26 protein-coding genes and 2 pseudogenes are annotated in these 18817 nt (G+C 66.2%); 11 read left to right on the top strand and 17 right to left on the bottom strand.

Annotation, left to right across the window (positions count from 1 at the left end):
• Window positions 1-79: 79 nt before the first annotated feature.
• A complete protein-coding gene (locus GNX96_RS10985) occupies window positions 80-1042 on the bottom strand; it encodes an LLM class flavin-dependent oxidoreductase (protein ID WP_279579987.1) in 963 nt (320 codons plus the stop codon).
• On the bottom strand, window positions 1036-1248 hold the full coding sequence (locus GNX96_RS10980) for an LbetaH domain-containing protein (protein ID WP_163567995.1): 213 nt from the start codon (window positions 1246-1248) through the stop codon (window positions 1036-1038). The genes GNX96_RS10985 and GNX96_RS10980 overlap by 7 nt, the downstream gene beginning before the upstream one ends.
• Between GNX96_RS10980 and GNX96_RS50735 the strand changes: the two are divergent.
• The 3 genes and pseudogenes from GNX96_RS50735 to GNX96_RS50725 all read left to right on the top strand — a co-directional run.
• A pseudogene (locus GNX96_RS50735) lies at window positions 1145-2245 on the top strand (AMP-binding protein); the annotation flags it as partial. The gene GNX96_RS10980 and the pseudogene GNX96_RS50735 sit on opposite strands and share 104 nt — an antisense overlap.
• 79 nt (window positions 2246-2324) lie before the next feature.
• Window positions 2325-3032 carry an AMP-binding protein gene (locus tag GNX96_RS50730; protein ID WP_313885629.1) on the top strand — a complete coding sequence of 236 codons (708 nt, stop codon included), beginning with the start codon at window positions 2325-2327 and terminating at the stop codon, window positions 3030-3032.
• Window positions 2915-3346 (top strand): acyl-CoA synthetase family protein, encoded by a 432-nt coding sequence (locus GNX96_RS50725; protein WP_279579986.1) that lies wholly within the window; start codon window positions 2915-2917, stop codon window positions 3344-3346. Before GNX96_RS50730 ends, GNX96_RS50725 begins: the two co-directional genes overlap by 118 nt.
• Before the next feature lie 77 nt (window positions 3347-3423).
• Here the strand turns inward: GNX96_RS50725 and GNX96_RS10970 are convergent, their stop codons facing one another.
• From GNX96_RS10970 to GNX96_RS10960, 3 genes are all read right to left on the bottom strand, one after another.
• Entirely contained in the window at window positions 3424-3588 is a 165-nt protein-coding gene (locus GNX96_RS10970; RefSeq protein WP_163567994.1) for a hypothetical protein, read from the bottom strand.
• A gap of 11 nt (window positions 3589-3599) precedes the next feature.
• Entirely contained in the window at window positions 3600-4298 is a 699-nt protein-coding gene (locus tag GNX96_RS10965) for a hypothetical protein (protein WP_163567993.1), read from the bottom strand.
• Window positions 4299-4442: 144 nt separating this feature from the next.
• Entirely contained in the window at window positions 4443-4778 is a 336-nt protein-coding gene (locus GNX96_RS10960) for a hypothetical protein (protein ID WP_163567992.1), read from the bottom strand.
• Between the two features lie 73 nt (window positions 4779-4851).
• Here GNX96_RS10960 and GNX96_RS10955 point away from each other — a divergent pair, with 73 nt between their 5' ends.
• A complete protein-coding gene (locus GNX96_RS10955; RefSeq protein WP_163567991.1) occupies window positions 4852-5136 on the top strand; it encodes a hypothetical protein in 285 nt (94 codons plus the stop codon).
• Window positions 5133-5792, top strand: a complete 660-nt coding sequence (locus GNX96_RS10950) for a hypothetical protein (RefSeq protein ID WP_163567990.1) — start codon at window positions 5133-5135, stop codon at window positions 5790-5792. Before GNX96_RS10955 ends, GNX96_RS10950 begins: the two co-directional genes overlap by 4 nt.
• A gap of 6 nt (window positions 5793-5798) precedes the next feature.
• Here the strand turns inward: GNX96_RS10950 and GNX96_RS10945 are convergent, their stop codons facing one another.
• The 4 genes from GNX96_RS10945 to GNX96_RS10930 all read right to left on the bottom strand — a co-directional run bounded on the left by GNX96_RS10945 (window position 5799) and on the right by GNX96_RS10930 (window position 8016).
• Window positions 5799-6650, bottom strand: a complete 852-nt coding sequence (locus GNX96_RS10945) for a DUF1648 domain-containing protein (RefSeq protein WP_163567989.1) — start codon at window positions 6648-6650, stop codon at window positions 5799-5801.
• Window positions 6651-6661: 11 nt separating this feature from the next.
• Window positions 6662-6886, bottom strand: a complete 225-nt coding sequence (locus GNX96_RS10940; protein WP_163567988.1) for a hypothetical protein — start codon at window positions 6884-6886, stop codon at window positions 6662-6664.
• Window positions 6883-7275 (bottom strand): GntR family transcriptional regulator, encoded by a 393-nt coding sequence (locus tag GNX96_RS10935; RefSeq protein WP_163567987.1) that lies wholly within the window; start codon window positions 7273-7275, stop codon window positions 6883-6885. The genes GNX96_RS10940 and GNX96_RS10935 overlap by 4 nt, the downstream gene beginning before the upstream one ends.
• Window positions 7276-7371: 96 nt before the next feature.
• Complete coding sequence (locus tag GNX96_RS10930) at window positions 7372-8016, bottom strand: LysE family translocator (protein ID WP_163567986.1); 645 nt, start codon at window positions 8014-8016, stop codon at window positions 7372-7374.
• Window positions 8017-8130: 114 nt separating this feature from the next.
• Here GNX96_RS10930 and GNX96_RS10925 point away from each other — a divergent pair, with 114 nt between their 5' ends.
• The 3 genes from GNX96_RS10925 (at window position 8131) to GNX96_RS10920 (ending at window position 10506) form a co-directional block, all read left to right on the top strand.
• On the top strand, window positions 8131-9156 hold the full coding sequence (locus GNX96_RS10925) for an LCP family protein (protein WP_163567985.1): 1026 nt from the start codon (window positions 8131-8133) through the stop codon (window positions 9154-9156).
• Window positions 9157-9698: 542 nt separating this feature from the next.
• Window positions 9699-9860, top strand: a complete 162-nt coding sequence (locus tag GNX96_RS50720) for a hypothetical protein (RefSeq protein WP_279579985.1) — start codon at window positions 9699-9701, stop codon at window positions 9858-9860.
• Window positions 9847-10506, top strand: coding sequence for a helix-turn-helix domain-containing protein (locus GNX96_RS10920; RefSeq protein ID WP_279579984.1), 660 nt, complete (start codon window positions 9847-9849; stop codon window positions 10504-10506). The genes GNX96_RS50720 and GNX96_RS10920 overlap by 14 nt, the downstream gene beginning before the upstream one ends.
• On the opposite strand, the gene GNX96_RS10915 is transcribed toward GNX96_RS10920, so the two are convergent.
• From GNX96_RS10915 to GNX96_RS50715, 4 genes are all read right to left on the bottom strand, one after another.
• Window positions 10452-10886 carry a hypothetical protein gene (locus GNX96_RS10915; RefSeq protein ID WP_163567984.1) on the bottom strand — a complete coding sequence of 145 codons (435 nt, stop codon included), beginning with the start codon at window positions 10884-10886 and terminating at the stop codon, window positions 10452-10454. The two genes, GNX96_RS10920 and GNX96_RS10915, sit on opposite strands and share 55 nt — an antisense overlap.
• Window positions 10887-10972: 86 nt before the next feature.
• Window positions 10973-11365 (bottom strand): VOC family protein, encoded by a 393-nt coding sequence (locus GNX96_RS10910; RefSeq protein ID WP_163567983.1) that lies wholly within the window; start codon window positions 11363-11365, stop codon window positions 10973-10975.
• 54 nt (window positions 11366-11419) lie between these two features.
• Window positions 11420-11821 carry a DUF3224 domain-containing protein gene (locus tag GNX96_RS10905; RefSeq protein WP_163567982.1) on the bottom strand — a complete coding sequence of 134 codons (402 nt, stop codon included), beginning with the start codon at window positions 11819-11821 and terminating at the stop codon, window positions 11420-11422.
• A 75-nt stretch (window positions 11822-11896) separates the two neighbouring features.
• On the bottom strand, window positions 11897-12058 hold the full coding sequence (locus GNX96_RS50715) for a Dabb family protein (RefSeq protein WP_390623973.1): 162 nt from the start codon (window positions 12056-12058) through the stop codon (window positions 11897-11899).
• Window positions 12059-12316: 258 nt separating this feature from the next.
• On the opposite strand from GNX96_RS50715, the gene GNX96_RS10895 reads away from it, so the two are divergent.
• From GNX96_RS10895 to GNX96_RS50700, 3 genes are all read left to right on the top strand, one after another.
• Window positions 12317-12808 carry a gluconokinase gene (locus GNX96_RS10895; RefSeq protein WP_163568053.1) on the top strand — a complete coding sequence of 164 codons (492 nt, stop codon included), beginning with the start codon at window positions 12317-12319 and terminating at the stop codon, window positions 12806-12808.
• A 63-nt stretch (window positions 12809-12871) separates the two neighbouring features.
• A complete protein-coding gene (locus tag GNX96_RS50705) occupies window positions 12872-13501 on the top strand; it encodes an MBL fold metallo-hydrolase (RefSeq protein WP_279579982.1) in 630 nt (209 codons plus the stop codon).
• Window positions 13502-13532: 31 nt separating this feature from the next.
• The gene (locus tag GNX96_RS50700; RefSeq protein ID WP_279579981.1) at window positions 13533-13847 is read left to right on the top strand and encodes a hypothetical protein; all 315 of its coding nucleotides are present in this window, start codon (window positions 13533-13535) and stop codon (window positions 13845-13847) included.
• Between the two features lie 892 nt (window positions 13848-14739).
• Here the strand turns inward: GNX96_RS50700 and GNX96_RS10885 are convergent.
• The 4 genes and pseudogenes from GNX96_RS10885 to GNX96_RS10870 all read right to left on the bottom strand — a co-directional run bounded on the left by GNX96_RS10885 (window position 14740) and on the right by GNX96_RS10870 (window position 18797).
• Entirely contained in the window at window positions 14740-15066 is a 327-nt protein-coding gene (locus GNX96_RS10885; protein WP_279579980.1) for a discoidin domain-containing protein, read from the bottom strand.
• Window positions 15044-16258 (bottom strand): right-handed parallel beta-helix repeat-containing protein, encoded by a 1215-nt coding sequence (locus tag GNX96_RS10880; RefSeq protein WP_279579979.1) that lies wholly within the window; start codon window positions 16256-16258, stop codon window positions 15044-15046. The genes GNX96_RS10885 and GNX96_RS10880 overlap by 23 nt, the downstream gene beginning before the upstream one ends.
• Complete coding sequence (locus GNX96_RS10875; protein WP_163567981.1) at window positions 16255-17049, bottom strand: carbohydrate-binding protein; 795 nt, start codon at window positions 17047-17049, stop codon at window positions 16255-16257. The genes GNX96_RS10880 and GNX96_RS10875 overlap by 4 nt, the downstream gene beginning before the upstream one ends.
• 105 nt (window positions 17050-17154) lie before the next feature.
• Window positions 17155-18797 (bottom strand): annotated as a pseudogene (locus tag GNX96_RS10870) (glycoside hydrolase family 13 protein).
• Window positions 18798-18817 lie beyond the last annotated feature (20 nt).

Raw genomic sequence — 18817 nt, 5'->3', positions numbered from 1 at the left:
CTCTGTCACCCTGAGGTTGCCGCATCGACGCGATGCGTGCGCTGAACGCACGCATCGCGTCGATGAGGCAGACCGAGGGTTACAGAGCGTGGAGGGCGGCGAGTACGGGGGCAGCCGCGCTCAGGTGGGCGGCGAGATCGCCGGAGGGGACGAGTACGACGGAGTCGGCGCCGGCTTCGGAGAGCTCATCCAAGCGGCCCACGCAGTCGTCGACCGTCCCTACGACAGCGAGCGCGCGCAACCACTCGACCGGGAGCGCGGCGGTGAACTCCGCCGCTGAGCTCGTCGACCCGCGCAGGGAGCGGAGTTCGTCCGCGAACGGCTGGCCGGCGAGGTGGGCGTCCGCGGCGGGACCGGCCAGCGCGGAGCCGACCTTCGGTCGGACGGTTTCCAGCGCGACTGCCGGGTCGGCGTCGGTGGCGAACAGCGAGTAGGCCACCAGCTGGTGGGCGCCGACCGCGGCGATCTGCGACAGCGCGGTGCGTACGTACGCCGGTGGCGTCGGTTCGGCGAGGATCGTGCCGTCCGCGGCCCGCCCGGCCACCGCCAGCGACTTAGGCCCGCGAACGCCGGCCAGCACCGGCGGCGCGATCTCCGGCGGATGTACCAGTCGTACGTCCCGCACATTCACATAAGGACCCGAAGTGCTGACGCCCGAGCCGGCCAACACCTGCCGGACCGTGGTCAGATGCTCTTCCAGCAGCCCCAACGGCGACGCTGGCCACGCGCCCACCTGGCGCATCCAGTCCGGCACGCCGTGCCCGATCCCAGCGATCAGCCGGCCCGGATAAAGCTCGGCAAGGGTGCCCAGCTCCATCGCGGTGAAGGCGGCGTTTCGGGCCGCGGCCGGCAGGATACCGATGCCGACGGCGATCCGCTCAGTCGCGGCGAGAGCGGCGCCACCTGCGGCGATGCCACCGCCGAAGAAGCAGTCCTCGACCACCCACAGCTCGCCGAACCCGGCCCGCTCGGCGTCCTGCGCGTACGCCGGCAGCTCCCGCGGCGAGACGCCACAGGGAAACATTGTTCCTATGGTCACCATGGTTCCGGGATCCCTTCGGTACGTCCACCGGTCTGCACCGTACGCAGCACTCGCGGCCCGATCTGCACGTCCGAGCCGATGTGTACAGGTGCGCAGTCGATGATGAGAGCCTCGTTGTTGATAAAAGTCCGCGCGCCCACCCACAGCAGCGAGCCGTACTCGATCCGCAGCGGCGCCCGGATGAGGGTGTCCTCTTGCTCGCCCATGATCGGCCATCCTCGCACAGCGGTGATCGGTCACAACGGACTCGCGGAAAACCGTCGGTGGGGTGAGAATGAGGCGCCGGTCACCACAGCTGAGGAGTCGCCGATGTCGGAGCAGCCCGAGATCCTCTGGTCGCCCGACCCGGAGCGGGCCGCGGGCAGCAAGCTCGCCGCGTTCACCGCCTGGGTGCGGGACAACCGTGGCGTCGAGCTGGCGGATCCGCTCGGCGGGTATGCCGCGCTGCACGACTGGTCGGTCACCGACCTGGAGGGATTTTGGGGCGCTGCCGCCCAATTCTTCGACGTACGGTTTCACCGTGCGGCCCAGCGGGTGCTGGCGGACGACTCGATGCCCGGTGCGCGCTGGTTTCCAGGTGCGCGGCTCAACTACGCCGAGCATGCGCTGCGTGCGCTGCCGGGGCGTACGGACACCGATGTCGCGGTCGTTTTTTTTCGGCGCGAGGACGGCCTTTCCGCCGAACTGACGGTCGCCGAGCTGCGGTCGCAGGTGGCGTCCGCGCGGGCCGGTTTGCAAGGGCTCGGCGTGCGAAAAGGTGACCGAGTGGTCGCGCTCGCGCCGAACTGTCCGCAGACGCTGGTCGCTTTCCTGGCCGCGGCCAGCCTCGGCGCGATCTGGTCGTCGTGTTCACCGGATTTCGGGCCGCGGGCGATTTTCGACCGGTTCGCGCAAATCGAGCCGGTTGTCCTGGTAGCCGTGAACGGCTACTGCTATAACGGCAAAACCTTCGACGTCACGCCGACGGTTCAGCGCCTGCGGGACGAGATTCCGAGTCTACGGAACACTGTTCTCATCGACTACGTCGAAGGATCCGCCGAGCTGGCCGGAACCTTGGATTGGCAACGATTCCTCGACGAGAATGCGGGCGCGAACCCGGCGTACGAGCCGGTCGACTTCGACCACCCGCTGTGGGTGCTCTATTCCTCCGGCACCACCGGCCTGCCCAAGGGAATCGTCCAGGGCCAGGGCGGAATTCTGTTGGAGCACTTGAAGATTCTGGGCCTGCACGGCGATCTGGGCCCCAGTCAGCGGTTTTTTCTGGTTCACCACGACCGGCTGGATGATGTGGAACTTCCTCATCTCCGGCTTGCTGGTGGGTGCCACGATTGTGTTGTACGACGGAAATCCGGCCTACCCCGATCTCGGCGTGTTGTGGCGCCTGGCCGCCGAGCAGAAGATCGACTATTTCGGTACGTCCGCGCCTTTCATCCAGGCCTGTCTGAAAAAGGGGCTGCGGCCACGCGACGAGGTGGATCTGACCGGCATCCGGGTGCTCGGGTCCACCGGATCACCGCTGTCCACCGAGGGTTTCCGCTGGATCGCGGAGGCCGTCGGCGAGCACGTACAGATCTCCAGCACGTCCGGTGGGACGGACCTGTGCACGGCCTTTGTCGGCTCCGCGCCGACGGTTCCGGTGTGGATGGGGGAGATGTCGTGCGCGGCGCTGGGTGCGGCGGCATACGCGTACGACGAATCCGGCCAGCCCGTCATCGGCGAGGTCGGCGAGCTGGTGGTCACCCGACCGATGCCGTCGATGCCGGTGTCCTTTTGGAACGATCCAGACGGTTCCCGCCTGCGCGCCGCGTATTTTGAGATGTACCCGGGAAAATGGCGGCACGGTGACTGGTTCATGCTGACCGAGCGCGGTTCGTGCGTGATCTTCGGTCGCAGCGCGACTCGACGCTCAACCGTGGTGGCGTACGCATGGGGACCGCCGAGTTCTACCGGGTGGTGGAGGGCTTCGATGAGGTTCTTGACTCGTTGGTGATCGACACCACCGCGCTGGGACCGTCCACATCAGACGGTGAGCTGTGGTGCTTTCTGGTGTTGGCGCCGCACTCGGATCTTGAAGCGTTGAAGCCGAAACTGAAGGCCGCGCTGCGTACTGAGCTGTCACCGCGGCATGTCCCGGACCGGTATTTCGTGGTCGCCGACATCCCGCGGACGCTGAGCGGGAAGAAGTGTGAGGTGCCGGTGAAGAGGATTCTCGCCGGAGTGGCGCCAGAAAAAGCGGTCAGCCGGGATGCGCTGGGCAACCCGGCCGCGCTGGACACTTTCGTCAGCCTGGCGGCCACCCTCTGAGACAGACCTTCGCGAACTCGACGTTCCGCTGGTCGCCGGTGCAGGCAACGTCGAGTTCGCGAAAGCGAGGTCCCGGATCAGGCGGATAGTTGCTTTTCCCGACGAGCTCCGCTCAGCACCAGCAGGGTGACTCCGGCGAAAATCAGTGCCAGCGCGCCGAAACCGGTCATCGGAACGCCGTCCACCGCCTCCGTACGCAGTGCCAGCAGTCCGGTCAGGCCGATCGGCGCCACCGCGAACATTCCGGCGGCGCTCAGCGCGGTGCCGCCAATCGCGGCCAGTTGCGCGGCTGTCCCTGGTCGGGAGGCCGGCGCGATCGCGATCCGTTCGAACCGGCGGAAAATCGCGACCAGACCGACCAGCGCGAGACCGCAGGCGACCAGCCACACCGGCAGCGCGAGCGTCCACCAGGCGAGGCCGCCGGCGGCCGGCACCACGATGTCGGTGAGCAGCCGAGCGCGCCCTCGGCCAGGAAGGTCGCGGTCAGGTGCCAGCAGAAAACCGTCATGATGACGCCATTTCCGATGATCACACCGGTCCATATGCGACGGTTGCGCAGTACCCGGTTAACCGCCGGCCGGAGCAGCATCGCCAACCCGACGAGCCAGCATCCGTGGGACAGCAGGGCCAGGTCGGCCGGGTTGGTGTTCGCCGCGCCGCTGCCGCCGAAACTCACCATCGTGACCGGGTACGCGTGAGTGACAAGCGTCAGGATGACCGTCACCGCGAGCGCCCCGAAAGTCATCGACGCCAGGAAGCGTTTTCCAGCCGCTACCAAGGAACCATCGGCGTAGCAGAAGCCGAGCTGGTGGATCGTCAACCAGACCAGCAACTCGGTCAGCAGTCCCATTTCGTTGACACCGCTGGAGATCCGGAGAATGTCGACAGCGGCCACCGCGACGGCGAGGAAAACGACCACTCGCGCGCCGAACCGCCGGTGCAGTCGGTCCATCACCGGAGCCCAGCAGCGAAACCGCGAGGTAGACCCCGATGAACCAGAGCGGACCGGTGACCGTCTCGGCGGCCAGCGCGTACGGGCCGTCCGCCCACCCGACGATTTCCAGCACGATGGACAGCACCGCATAGCAGCCCACCATCAGCACCACCGGCGGCAGCAGCCGCAACACCCGCGACCGAAGGAAAAATCCGCGGTCGTACCGCCGCGCCGACGCATCGATCGCAGCGTCACCGCGTGCGAGAACCCGCCGACGAAGAAGAACAGCGGCATGACCTGCCAGAGCCATGTCACCAGCTGCGCCGGTAAGGTCTTCGCGATCGCGACTCCGTTGTGTGCCAACAAAAGTGCCATGAACCAGTGGCCGATCACCACCGCACCAATCGAGAACACCCGAAGAAAGTCGACGTACCTGTCGCGGTCGTTCCCGGTGGCGGCGGCCAGCGCGGCCGCGCTCGGAACAGTCGTTGTTGTCATGTCTTCAGGCTGCCGGCCGGGCCGTCGGATTCCATGAGCACAACCGCGATGATCGTCTAGGTACAACTACTCGATGCCCGTACGGGCGGAGATGGGGACAAGCCAACGGCCGCGGCGGCTGATTTTGGCGATCGCGAAATATCATCCCCTGATGAGAGTGGTCAGATGGCTGGTCCTGTTTTTTCTTGTTCAGGGCGCGGGTTGCTGCGCGCTGTATTGGTTTGCCTCGCCGGAATCGGGCATTCCCACCAAGGACACGGCCAACCTGACGACCGTGATCGGCGGCGCGATGATGGTCATTTTCGTACTCTTCTCTTCGTTCCGGTGGCCATCCTTACCGCGCGGCGCGGCGGAGTGACCAAGTCTGGGCTGCGCAAGCTCGCCGGCAGGTGGGGGCTCGCCATTCGGCAGAGCGAGGATCTTCCCGGCATCGAACTGTGCGGCCAGATCGACGGGATGCGGGTGTCGATTGCACCGGCGCTCTCCGGCGTCGGTGGCACCTTTGGCCTGGTACGGATGACATCCTCGACGACGGAGTCGTCGTTCCGGCTGGACGTGCGCCGATACCGTCCTGTTGCCGGGCCGGATGAGCCACCGGACAACTGGACGATGATCAGTACCGGCGACCGGCGCTTCGACGGTCGTTTCCGGGTCAAGGCCGGATCGCTCGCGGACGGCAGCGTGCTCCTGACCGACCACAGCCAGGCGTTGATCTCGGCGGCCAGATTCGGTGTCATGCGATTCGAGTACGGCCACCTGGAGGTGGCGACCAGAGCTCATAGCCGGCATGTTGGCGCACTGGAATCAGCTCTGAAACTGGCGAAAACGATGGCACCGATGATCGCCGCCAACGCTCCGGCGGGCGTCCCCGGTTTCGCCCAACCACCGGCCGGGGTGGTCCGCTCGTCGCTCTGGAACACCGAGTATGTGCCGGACGTCCGGACACCCGTCGACACATTCCAGTCATCGCACAGCATTAACTATGTACGTCAAGGCACCAAAAACGGTAGCTAGTGTCGGTCAGCCCGCGAGACGGAGAGTGATCAGCAGGGCGATCAGGGCGGCCAGGCCGGCCAACAGCATCGCGGTCCTCGGATTGCCGAAGTTGAGTGTCCATCCGATGCCGAAGCGGCGCGGAACCATCAGCGCATGGTCGTCGCGATTGACGTACAACAGGCCGCCCCGCCAGTATTTGTCGTCGTCCCGATGGGTCAGGCCGGTGTCCGGTTCACCGTCGTCCCGCTGGCGGCTGTTTCTGGCCAGGACCACGATAGCCACCGTGACGCCGGCCAGGATCGGGATGACGACCACCAGCGAGGCCCACCGGGTGACCGTCCCGGTCCACATCAGCAGGGACGACCCCAGCATTCCCACGTCGATCATCGCGGCCAGCCCGAGCAGCGCCTTGGCTCCCAGCGACATGTAGTGGCGATGCCAGCGTGCCGAACCAACCGGGCGCGCCGGGTCGATGTCCGGCCTGCTGCGGAAAAAGATGGCAGCCGCTATCCCCACCAGCAGCGCGGTCACGCCGATTTGCACGAACACCAGCGAGAACGCGGTGGCCACCGACTTGGCGGCCAACCGGTTGGGAACGCCGTTCGCGCTGTAGTGCACGGCGAGTATGGCGGGCATCGATGGATAGCTGAGCACGCCGATTACCGCCGTCGCGACGATGACGATCACCGCCGGCGTCAGCCACAGCCAGGGAAACCGTGGTGGATCCGTACGCAGTCCGGTGTCCACCGCGATGCCTTGCCGCAGGTCGTCGTACCAGCCCCCGGCGGCTTTGGCGGCTCGAATCTCGTGGTGGGCCAGCGAAAAGCAGCCGTACCAGACGCCGACGAGCATCAGCACCGACAAGGGCAGCAGCAATGTTTCGCCAGTTAGGCCGTAGATAGCCGCGCTGACCGCGGCGACGACGATCCCGCCGAGAGGACTCGCCAGCGGTAGAGACGAGTCTGCCCAGCCACCGCTGGATCGTCGGCCCGCTGGGCCGGCACCCGGACCCCGAACGGCACGGTGCGGCTGGCGGCCGACGGCAGCACCAGAGCCATGACGAGCACCAGTGCTGACAACCCGCAGCTCAGGGCGACGGCGGCAATGGTCATGGCGTGTCCTTTGGCTGGTTGGCACCGAATGAATCGAGCATGGACCGACAGGTCGCGAGAACCTCTTCGGGTGGCAGTCCCTTGGCGGCTGCCTCGGCCAGCAGGGTCCGTGCCCGTGCGGTCCAATCCGCCCGAAACGGCGGGTCCGCGACCGTGAGGGTCACCACCGCACCGGTGCCGCGGTTGAGCCGGATCAGGCCCTGTTGGCGGAGCAGGTCGTACGCCTTGTTGACGGTGTGGAAGTTGATCCCGAAGTCCGCGGCGAGCGCCCTGGTGGCCGGCAACAGACTGCCCTCGGTCAGCACCCCTTCCGCGATCGCTTCCACGATGCGGTCCCTGAGCTGCTGATAAATCGGCGTGTCGCTGGTCAGGTCGACGTTGAGGATCACCGGCCACCTCCTTCCTGCTCTATAAGTTATAGAACAAGCAAGCGGCGATGGCAAACGTCTCCCCAGTGGCCGAGCCTTCAAAACACGGTGTGGCGGTTAGTCGTGGCGGCCGGTGATGGCGAGGCTGACGCCGAGGCCGATCATGGTGACTCCGCCGGCGCCACCGAGCATCGTGAGTCGTTTTGGTGAGCCGGACAACCACGTCCGGGCCGCGCCGGCGGCGAGTGCCCACGCCGAGTCGGCGGCTAGGCCGATGATGGCCGCGATCAGGCCTAATACCAGCATCTGCAGCCACGCCTGGCCGGCCGTACGATCCACGAACTGCGGCAGGATGGCGCCGAAGAGGATGAACGTTTTCGGGTTCGAGAAGCCGACCCACACGCCGGCCCGGAACGCCTGCCGATCCGTACGCCTGACCTGCTCGGCAGGCATCGCCGCGGCGTTGGCCAAGGCCCGTCGGTCGCGGATCGCGCGGATGCCGAGGAACACCAGGTAACCGGCGCCGACCAGCTTCACGGCGGTGAACACCAGATCCGACGCCTGGATCAGCGCACCCAAACCGAGCGCGACCGCTCCCACCACGACATAGACGCCGACCGCGTTGCCCAGCACCGTGACCAACGCCGTCCGCCGTCCGTACGACACGGCCCGGCTCACCACGAACAGCACGCTCGGCCCGGGCACGACGATGATCAGGAACGCCGTCGCCGCGAACCCGAGAACGAGACTCAGACTGGTCACCCCGTCGACGCTACCCGACGTTGTTCGCGGGGCCCTGGCTCAGCCCGAATTGCGGGGAATGCCGTTTTCGGCGTTTGATGTTGGCGCGGTTCGGACCAGGCCTGGGGGATACGGATGACCAAACGTACGTGGCGGCGCAACCTGCTGGCGATGACGCCGTTGACCTTGTTGCTGGTGGCGGCCGCGCTGGTGCCGGTGACGGCGGTGATGTTCCGGGACATCGTGGCGGGGGAGCTGGCCGGCCGGTACGCGTCGATGGTGAACAGGGCGGATTTGCTGCTGCCAGAGTCCGATACCAAGCCCGCGGACGTGACTGGTCCGATGACGATCCTGATGTTGGGATCGGACAACTACGACGGGACGCGCGGCTATCAGGGCGTCACCGGGCAGCGCTCGGACTCGGTCATCCTGGTGCACGCCGACCGCGACTTCCAGCACGTTTCGGCGGTGTCGATCCAACGGGACTCGTACGTCTACGTACCAGCGGCCGGGCCGTGGCACGGCGGCAACACCAAGATCAACGCGGCACTGGCGTACGGCGGCGCCACGCTGTCGGTGCAGGTGGTGGAGAAGCAGTTCGGCATCCACATCGACCACGTGATGGTGATGAGCTTTCGCGGTCTGCACACGGCCACCGACGCGGTTGGTGGGGTGGACGTGACCATCGACAAGGCGGTCTACGACACCGCGATGCGGGTGCATTGGCCGGCCGGCGTCAACCACCTCGATGGCAAGGCGGCCGAGATGTACGTCCGGGACCGCTACGGCCTGCCGCAGGGTGACTTCGACCGGATGAAGCGGCATCAGCAGTTCCTGCACGCACTTATGACCAAGGGCATCCAGCTCGGTATGGCCGGCGATCTGAAGCGGCTCGACCAGGCTGTGTCCGACGTGGCCAAGGCGACCACCGTCGATCCGGGGATGCCGGTGCAGGCGCTGGCCGAGGCGATGGTGAAGCTCAGCCCGTCGGCCGTCACGTACGGCTCGATGTTCAACGACGGTGGCATGACGATCGACGGGCACTCATTCCAGCGGGTGGATCCAAAGTGGTCGCAGGCGCTGGGCACGGCGATCAAGTCGGACGACTTCGGCCCGTACTGGAAGATCTATCCGCCCAATACACCCACTCACGGCGCTTAAGTCCGATTGTCGCAGCGCCACCGATTTCCGCAGGTCACGGGACACCAGTTGTGACAATCGGATTCCGATTGTGCAGGTCTACCTAGGGTGCGGCGTGAAACTGTCGTACCGTTGTGAAATTTTGAGCCCCCGCCCTTTCAGAAGGGTGGGGGGTGGGTGGCGGGTTTTTATTACGTAAGTTGTCGCGCGCGCGAGATAAGCGCGCGTTCAGGCGGTGAGGCGGCGGCCTTTCCCGTCCTCACGCGGGCGCCCCGCGGACCGCGGCGACACCTTGCCGGGTGACACAAAATGGGTGTTGTTCGGCGAGTGACACCACAATGGCGCCACTGGGCGCCGAACGACGCACTTTTGTGTCACTCGGCGAAAGTCGCGCTGCCACTGGACAGGCACCGGATCATCGACTGCAGTACAAAATCCCGCACTCGACATCGACTGCGGGACATTGTGCCGCACTCGGCAGCAGCGTCGCGAACTTTGCTACGTAAGTAGGCGCGCGCGAGACAAGCGCGCGTTCAAACCGGCCAGATTTGCACCATCGGAATGTGCACGCCAGCGGGAGCGGACTGTCGGTGGTGGTGGCACTATCGGCGGTGTGTACGCGGAACGTACGTCCCGGCTGCCCGGAGCGGCTATCTGGAAGCGGATCGATGCTGTTGACCAGACGGCTGAGCATCGGGTGCTGCCGGACGGTTGCCTGGACCTGATCTGGATCGACGGCGAGCTGGTGGTTGCTGGCCCGGACACCGTCGCGCACCTGAGTCCGGCGGCGCCCGGCGGCGGCAGTTCACCGGCATCCGGTTCCGGCCCGGGCTCGGCCCGGCGGTGCTTGGCCTACCGGCGTACGAGCTGCTGGACCGGCGAGTGCCGCTGGCCGACATCTGGCCGGCCGCTCGCGCCCGCAGACTCAGCGGGCTGGCGTTCGCCGACCGCGGCCAGCTGCTGGAACGGATCGCCGAGGAGTCGCTCGCCGGCCACGAGCCGGATCCGATAGCCCGCGCGATCGCCGCCCAGTTGCGTGCCGGCCGCCCGGTGGCGTCCATCGCCGCGGCCGCCGAGCTCAGCGAACGCCAGCTGCTGCGGCGCTGCCGGCACGCGTTCGGCTACGGCCCGAAGACGCTGACCCGCATCCTGCGCTTCGGCCGCGCGGGCCGCCCGGCGCGATGGCCGCGGCTCGCGCCGGCACCCCCTTCGCCACGGTCGCCTTCGAAACCGGCTACTCCGACCAGCCCCACCTGGCCCGCGACGTCAAATCCCTCGCCGGCGTTCCGCTCGGCAGTCTCGTGTGACGCGAAGGGTTACGAGGTCTTCTTGGCGGAGGTGACCTGGAAGAGGATGCCCTGCATGCAGTGACTCATCAGGCCCTTCGGGCGATAGCCCTGAACGATCACCTTGGTGTTCGGCCGCAGGACTGCCTTGTCGCCGCCCAGCAGCTCGTACGAGCCGTCCGACGCCTTCAGGATCAGGCAGGACGGCTCCACGCCGTTGGTCACCGTGCCCTCGTGCGTCTCCAGCTGCTGGATCGGGGTCGGTGGCGTCGTACGCCCCGGCGGTCGGCGGCCCGGCTGGCCGGGCTGGTTGGACTGACTCGGTCCGGGGCTGGGCGTGCCGGTCGACGGTCCGCCGGACGGGCTGGTCACCGTGCCTGGGCTGACCGACGGGCTTGGATTGACCAGCGGGTGCGTCGGGCCGCAGCCCGCCACCAGTCCGGCGGCGAGCCCGCTCGCCAGCACAACCCCGGCGAGCCTGTACCTGTGGCGCTGTCCCATGTCCGTACTCATACCGCTTCGACGCGTCCGCGGGCCGAGCGGTTCCCGGCTCAGCCGGACAGGTTCGCGAAAAGGTCGATTCCGTAGCCGTCCGGGTCGAGCAGGCTCGCATAACGCATGCCCCAGAACGCGTCCCACGGCTTGCGCTCACCCACGGCTCCCGCCGCGACCAAGGTGTCGTACGAGTTGTCGACCTCGGCCGGCGAGTCGCACTCGAAGGCGAGCCCGATCCCGGACTCCTTCGGTCGGTGGTAGCCGGGTGTGAACGACTCGACGGTCGCCACGGTGTCCCAGGCGACCTTCAGGCCGCCAGCCAACTCGTACTCGACATGCGGTTCACCATCCGCCTTCGCCGGCAGGTCGAACCCGAGCCGCCGATAGAACGCCAGGCTCGTCGCCATGTCCTGGACGACGATCCCCACAACCCGAAACTTTGGTGTCATGCCGGCAACCGTACGAGCCGACCTGGCCGCCGGTCTTGAAGAAATCAGACGCCCTCAGATCGTGTAGTCGAGGTCCAGGGTGTGGCCGCCGTCGGCGGCGACGGTGATCTGCGCGGAACCGCTGATGCCGGTGAGGTCGCCGGTGCCGGAGTTCGCCAGCACGGTCAGGCTGAAGAAGCCCTTGTCCGGGTCGTCGCCGACCCTCGCCGCGTTGTGGTGCAGCATGAACGTCCCCTTCCGGCCCTGCAGGTCGGCGGTGACGATCTCGAACCCGGCATAGCCGGGGGAGTCCTCGGTGCCGGCACCGAACAGCAGTCGCGTCACGCTCGTACCGGTCAGCTCGCCGGAATACGTCTTCGTGACGGCGGCCTGGCCGATCGAGCCGCCGGCCTGCTCGACCACCGACTCCTGGTCCCAGCTGTCCAACGTGAAGGCGGCGGTCGCGTGCTTGCTCATGTGGGGCTCCCTCATTCGGTGAGACCCCAGCATGTCGTCCGTACCTGTCAGATCCTGTCAGGTACGCGGTGGAGATCAGTCAGCGATGGCCATCTGGACGGCGCTTCGGGTGGCGACGATCGGCTTGACCCGCGTTTCGACGACCCGTACATGCTCAGGGTGGTCCAAATACGCCCGAACGCCCTCTTCGTCGGCCAGCACCGCGACCACCGCGAAGTCCGCGTTGCCGTCTCGCAGCCGCAGGTCCGCGCCCGAAATGGTACGAGCGCAGCGCCGGGATCAGCGACGGCAGCGTGCCGAGCTCCTTCGCGAGCGCCCGGACCTGCTCTGGAGTCGTGTCCGGCCGGAACGTGAAGGTCACCGCGTGCATGATCATGGGCGCTCCGGTCTCGACAGATGTGGCTGATTCCACAGCAGGCTAGTGCACGGAACGCGCTTTGTAGCGTATCCGGCTGGTAAGACAAGTAGGTGAGTGCAGACACAGTGGTGGTCGTCATGGGCGTCTCGTCGTCCGGCAAGTCGACCGTGGGCCGGCCGCTGGCCGAACGGCTGGGAGTGCCGTTCGCCGAGGCGGACGACTTCCATCCGGCCGCGAACATCACCAAGATGTCGCGCGGCGAACCACTCACCGACCACGACCGCTGGCCGTGGCTGGAGGCGATCGCCGGCTGGATTCACCAGCACCAGGTCGGCGGCGGGGTCGTCACCTGCTCGGCGCTGAAGCGGGCTTACCGAGATGTGTTGCGGGCCAACAATCCGGCGACCTGGTTTCTGCATTTGAGCGGCCGGCAGGAGCTGGTCACGGATCGTTCGGAGCACCGGCGGAACCATTTCATGCCGGCTTCCCTGGTGGCGTCCCAGTTCGCCGACCTCGAACCACTCGGGGCGGACGAGCCGGGGCTGGTGGTGTCGGTCGAGCTCCCGCTCGGGGAGATCGTCGATCGGGCCGTACAACGGGCCCGGGAGCAGGGAGAGGTGGTCCGGTGAGCGCGCTGACGTACGCGAGGAGGGGGCCGAGTCCGACTGGACGCGGCCCGGGGTTTTTTTCGAGTGGCCGACGGGGTTTTCCGGATTCCGCTGCCGCTGCCCAACGACGGCCTGCGGGCGGTGAACGTCTATGCGATCGTCGACGACGGCGGGCTGACGATGATCGACTCGGGCTGGGCGTTGGCCGAATCGCAGGAGCTGCTAGGTCGGGCGATCGCCGCACTTGACTGCGGGTTCCCTGATATTCGCCGGTTTCTGGTCACTCACGTGCACCGCGACCACTACACGCAGGCGATCGCCATCCGGCAGACCTATGGAAATCAGGTCGCGCTGTCGATTGACGAGCGTACGTCCATCGACAACGCGAATGACCGCCAAGGTTTTCGCCGTCACCTCAATCAGCTCGTACGCTGCGACGCTGGCCCGGTCCTGGAGATGTTCCGGAAAATGGACCGGCCGCCACCGGAGCCGAACCTGTGGGAATATCCGGACGAGTGGATCGACGGCCGTACGGACATCAAGCTCGCCGAGCGGGCGCTGGTCGCGATCCCGACGCCCGGGCACACCCGCGGCCACCTGATTTTCCGTGATGACAGCAATGTCCTGACCTTCACTGGCGACCACGTGCTGCCACACATCACACCGTCCATCGGTTTCGAGGCCGCGCCGAGCGACATGCCGCTCGCTGACTGACTACCTCGACTCACTCAAGCTCGTCCGGGAAATGCCGGACACGGCGATGCTGCCAGCCCACGGTCCCGCCGCCGCCAGCGTCCACGCCCGCGTCGACGAACTCCTGGACCACCATGACCGCCGACTCGGTTTGTCTTTCGAGGCCATAAAGTCCGGCGCCACCACCGCGTACCAGGCCGCCGGTATCCTCAAATGGACCCGCCGCGAACGCTCCCTCGTCGACATGGACCCTTTCAACCAAATGCTCGCTGTGCTGGAAACCGCCGCCCATCTGGACGTACTCGTCGCCCAGAGGCGGTTGACGTCTGTTGATACCGACGGGGTGCGGCACTACCAAATGGCTTGACGATCTTTTGTTCGTACGAGCGACAACCGTGCGGCGATGGGGCCTGGTCATTGAGGTGCGCCTGACTGATTGCTCGGCCTGCGGGTGGGTGGATGGATGGGGTTGTGAAACGGCCCGCAGGGTGTGGGTTTGGGGCTTGTGAAACGGCCCCGCAGGCCGTGGCGTCGGGTTGGTGCTACTTGAGTCTCGGTAAGAATTGATTGGCCGTCGCTCGTACCAACGTGTGGTCTTTGCGGAAGCGGCTGTCTTGGTTGAAGGCGGTGTGCGCTTGGGGAGTGATGGCCGTGGTTTGAGAGCGGTGTTACTGCGGAGATGAGCGCCCTGGTTGAAAGCGGTGTTTGCTGCGGAGATGGGCGCCCTGGTTAAGGGCGGTGGGCGGAACGGGACGGGTGCCCTGGTTAAGGGCGGTGTGTGCTGGGGAGATGAGCGCCCTGGTTAAGGGCGGTGTCTGTGAGGGTGCGGCGTCTCTCTCTACCAGCCATCGGAAAATCCCGCCCCCGCCACCAAAGACCGGTGGCGGGGGCGGGATTTTCCGATGGTTACTGCCGATGCGCCCTGTGTTTCTGGCGCCTTCGGCGCGGGCGCCGTCGACTACGGCTACGAGAGTCGGTCTCTCAAGGCCCCGCAAAGACCGCGGGGCCTTGAGAGACCGACGCCCCTGCCGGAGGGGCGACAACATCGGCCTGGCGGCCGATGGCGCCGAACGGGGCTGGGTCCCCGTCTAAGTTGACCAACTTGATGGTGAAGGTGACGGTCCCGCACGGGGTGGGGACGGCGGGGTTGGGTCCCGTACAAAGCCGAAGATCAACTTACCTAGGAAACTCAGGCTAGGTGTGGTAGATCTCGAATTCTGAGGTTTGGCCGGCGGGCCAGCCGGTGTTGGCTGTGAAGGTTAGGCGCAGGTATCGGATCGTTCTGGGGGTGAAGGTGATGGTCGCGGTGTTGCCGGCTGCCGGGTTGAAGGTGTACCGGCGGATCCGACGACTGTCCCAAAGTTTGAGCCGTCCGTGGATGAAGTGACGGTGATCGTCTGCGTACGAGTGCCCCAGGCGCTTGCTGGTGGGAGTTTCAGGACGATCCGGCCCACGCTGGTGGAGGTGCCAAGGTCGGACTGCAACCACTGCGGGAAGGCGTTGTTCTGGCTTTCCCAGTAGGTGTTGGCATTTCCGTCATTCGCGTTGCCGGAGGGATAAACGTCAGTGAAGCTGCTCGCGGTCATCGGGTGTCCGAGGGCCAGGTTCGCGTTTGGGTCCTGGGTGGGCGGCGGACTGGTCGGCGGGGCACTGGTAGGTGGCGCGCTGGTCGGGGGTGGCGGGGGTGGTGCCGCCGCCCGGATAGGTGTAGACCGGCGCGGGCCACGGGCCGCAGTACGGGGTCGCGGTGTACCAGCCGGAGTTTCCGCTGCCCTGGTTGATCGTGAAGCCGTTCCCAAGGCAGCTGTAAATCGGGTTTGCATAGCCGATGTGCGCCGCGGTGACATTGGTGAAGGTCGCCGAGCCGTTGGTTTGCAGCTGCAGGGCGAAAGTCCCGGCACCGTCGATGGTGACGTTGGTGAACGACACGTTCGTGACCGAGCTGCCTTCGACCCACTGGATGCCCTCGTACGAGCTGTCCAGCAAATCGGTGTCAGTGACGTTGATGGTGCTGTTCATCGCGCCGTTGAGCGGGTCGAACCAGAGCGCGCCAACACCGAACTGCCAGTTCGGGTCGAGCACCCCGGCCCGCAAAGTGGTGTTCCGAGCCAAAGTCGTGGTGCCAGCCAACAGCACCGAGTTGAACCGGTTGGCTACGTGCAGTCCGCCGCCCTGCGTTTGGGTGTCGGACACGACATTGTCGGTGACGCTGTTGTCGTGGCCGCCGTAGATGGCGATGTTGTTCGCCAGAATCGGCAGCTCCACGGTGTTGAAGGAGAAGGTGTTGTTGTGGTCGGCGTTCTGGTCGGACCACATGGCCAGCCCGTCATCGCCGGTGTTGCGGAGGAAGTTCTGCGTGACGGTCGTGTTGGAGATGCCGTCATGCAGGTTCAGGCCGTCCGCGGTCATGTCCAGGATCCGGTTGTTCCGTACGGTAAGGCCGTCGAAGGGTCCGTCCAGCCAGAGCCCGACCTTGGTGTGCTGCATCCAGATGTCCTGCACGACCGAGCCGCCGCCCAGCGAGCCGCCGATCGCGTTCACCTGCGCGCCATCGTTGCGGTCAGTGGTCTCGCCGATAATCGCGAAATCCTGCAGATGGACGTTCGAGCTGGGATTGGGTGCGTAGTTTCCGTAGACCCCAACGCCATTGCCATGCAGCGTCGAATACCACGGTCCGGCACCCTGCAGTGTCACGTTGTTGACGATCACATGCTGGTTGATCGTGTACGTGCCCTGCGGGATATAGAGAACCTTTCCCTGCGAGGAGGCGGCGTTCACCGCATTGGTGAAGGCCTGACCGGAATCGGCCGCGCCACTGGGATCCGCGCCGCGCCGTAAGAGGTGACCGACAATGCGCCGGCCGGCTGTCCGATCGCCGCCGCCACCTGTTCGAAGTCGGTGGTGTCCACGGTGATCGCCACCGAGCTCGCGTCCCGCTGGAACTTCACGTGGGTGCCGGCTGGCAAGGTGGACGAGAACATTGTCCTTACGTCATCGTACAAATGATGCTGCTTGCCGTCGCCGGGGTTGTTCGTGAACGGGTACGAGCCGTAATACCAGCTGTAGCGGTTCGTCAGCGTCAGGTCACGGTTTTTGCTGCCGTTGACGTAAACCGCGATTGGCGTGGTGTAGTCCGAGCCATTGCCCGAGTCCGGGACGCTGTATGTCAGGTCGACGGCGTTCGCGGCCGCGGTCAAGGTGAAATCGACATACTGCCCGTTGTTGTTCAGGGTGACGGCGGAGCGCCCGGATCCCTCCGAGGCCAGCGTTCCGGCGGTCCGACTGGAGGTCAGCACCGACCCGTTCGTCGACGCGTTTTCCGCTTCGTACTCGGTAAAGGGAACGGTCGCACCCCGGCCGGGGATGGCCAGTGCGGACTTGCCGGTGATCTTCGCCGACCGCGTCACCGCGGCCGCGCCGCTGGTGACCGCGGTCAGGCCGAGCGCGACCAATGCGACCGCGAGGCCGGCTGCCAGCAAAGTGACCATCAGGCTGGTACGGGACGCCGATCCCGGCGCTGGCCCGGATCTCTGGGACGTAGCTTGCTGGGATGCGTACTGCTCGGACACGGTGCTCCCCTTTCGACTGCGAGGCGCGATGCCTCGGACACGCCCGAGAGGTGGATCCCGGGGCTGTGCGATTTAGGCCGTGTTTCCCAAGTTCGCAAACACGGCCTAGCCGAGCCGGAGCCAGACGGTGGTGTCTGGCGGCAGCAAGGTGCCGGTCAGCGGGCCGCTGGCCAGCAGGAGGTGCCGGTGATCGGGAAGTGCGATGGGCTGGTCGCAAAGGTTGACTACACAGGCGAAATTCGGGTCACGGGTGAACGCCACCACGTCGTCGTGGGAAGGCCGTCCAACCACCGCAAATCGCCGTCGCCGAGCGCCTTTTCGGTGTGGCGCAAGCGAAGGGCTTGGCGATAGAGGTTGAGGATCGAATCCGGATCGGCGGCTTGGGCGGTCATCGTGTGATTCGCCCAGTCGGCCGGCTGGGGGAGCCAGCACGCGTCCGCGCCGGCGGGGCTGAATCCGTACGGTGGCGCCGATCCGCTCCACGGGATCGGCACCCGGCAGCCGTCCCGGCCGTGGTCAGTGTGCCCGGAGCGCTCCCAGACCGGGTCCTGGCGCAGCTCGTCGGGCAGGTTCTCGATCTCCCACAGCCCGAGTTCCTCGCCCTGGTAAACGTAAACACTGCCGGGCAGCGCCATTGTCAGCATGGCCGCCGCGCGAGCGCGCCGAGTCCCGAGCGCGCGATCGGTGGGTGCGCCGTGCTGGCGATCGGCGAAGTCGAAGCCGGTCTTTTCCCTGCCATAGCGGGTGACATGTCGCGTCACGTCGTGGTTGGACAGCACCCAGGTCGGCGCCGCGCTGACTGGTGCGTGGGTGCCGAGCGTGTTGTCGATGACCTGACGCAAGGCGCTCGCATCCCATTGGCAGGACAGAAAGTCGAAGTTGAAAGCTGAGTGCAGCTCATCGGGTCGCAGGTAACGGGCGAACCTTTCCGGGTCCGGGAGCCACATTTCCCCGACAAAGGCACGACTTCCGTCGTACGTGTCGGCGATCTTGCGCCACGACCGGTAAATCTCGTGGACGCCGTCCTGGTCGAAGTAGGGTGTGACCGCGCCGTACGGGTCTGCCGCGTCTGGCAGGCCTTCGGCCTTGACCAGTCCGTCCGCCACATCGATGCGGAGCCCGTCGACGCCGCGTTCCAGCCAGAACCGCAGAATATCCTCGAATTCCTTGCGTACCCGCTGATTGTCCCAGTTGAGGTCGGGCTGTTCGGGGCTGAAGATGTGCAGAAACCACTGGCCGGGCTGGCCGTCCGGCTCAGTGACCCGGGTCCACGCTGGGCCGCCGAATCGGGACGCCCAGTTGTTCGGCGGCAGCTCGCCGCTCTTGCCGCGCCCGTTCCGGAACCAGAACAACTCGCGGGCCGGCGCCCCAGGTCCGCCGGCGAGCGCGTCGACGAACCAGGGGTGGGCGTCCGAGCAGTGGTTGGGGACGAGGTCCAGGATGACTCGGATGTTTTTCTCATGCGCCTCGGCGATAACCGTCTCGGCCTCCGCCAGCGTCCCGAAAACCGGCTCTATTGAACGATAGTCTGAGACGTCGTAACCCGCGTCCGCCATCGGCGACGGATACCACGGACTGATCCAGATCGCGTCGATGCCCAGGTCGGCCAGATAGGGCAGCCGTTGCCGCAGCCCGGTGAGATCACCGGTGCCGTCGCCGTCGCTGTCCGCGAAACTTCGCAGATAGACCTGGTAGATTGCGGCGCTTCGCCACCAGTGCATGGTGGATCGCCGGTCGTCCTGAGCCATCGGGACGCCTTTCTTTGGGG

Origin of the sequence: Fodinicola feengrottensis, from assembly GCF_010993775.1 — a bacterium.
In the GTDB taxonomy this organism is placed as follows: Bacteria; Actinomycetota; Actinomycetes; order Mycobacteriales; family HKI-0501; genus Fodinicola; species Fodinicola feengrottensis.
The sequence above is the reverse complement of the archived record's forward strand: the minus strand, read 5'-3'. Positions and strand labels throughout refer to the sequence as shown.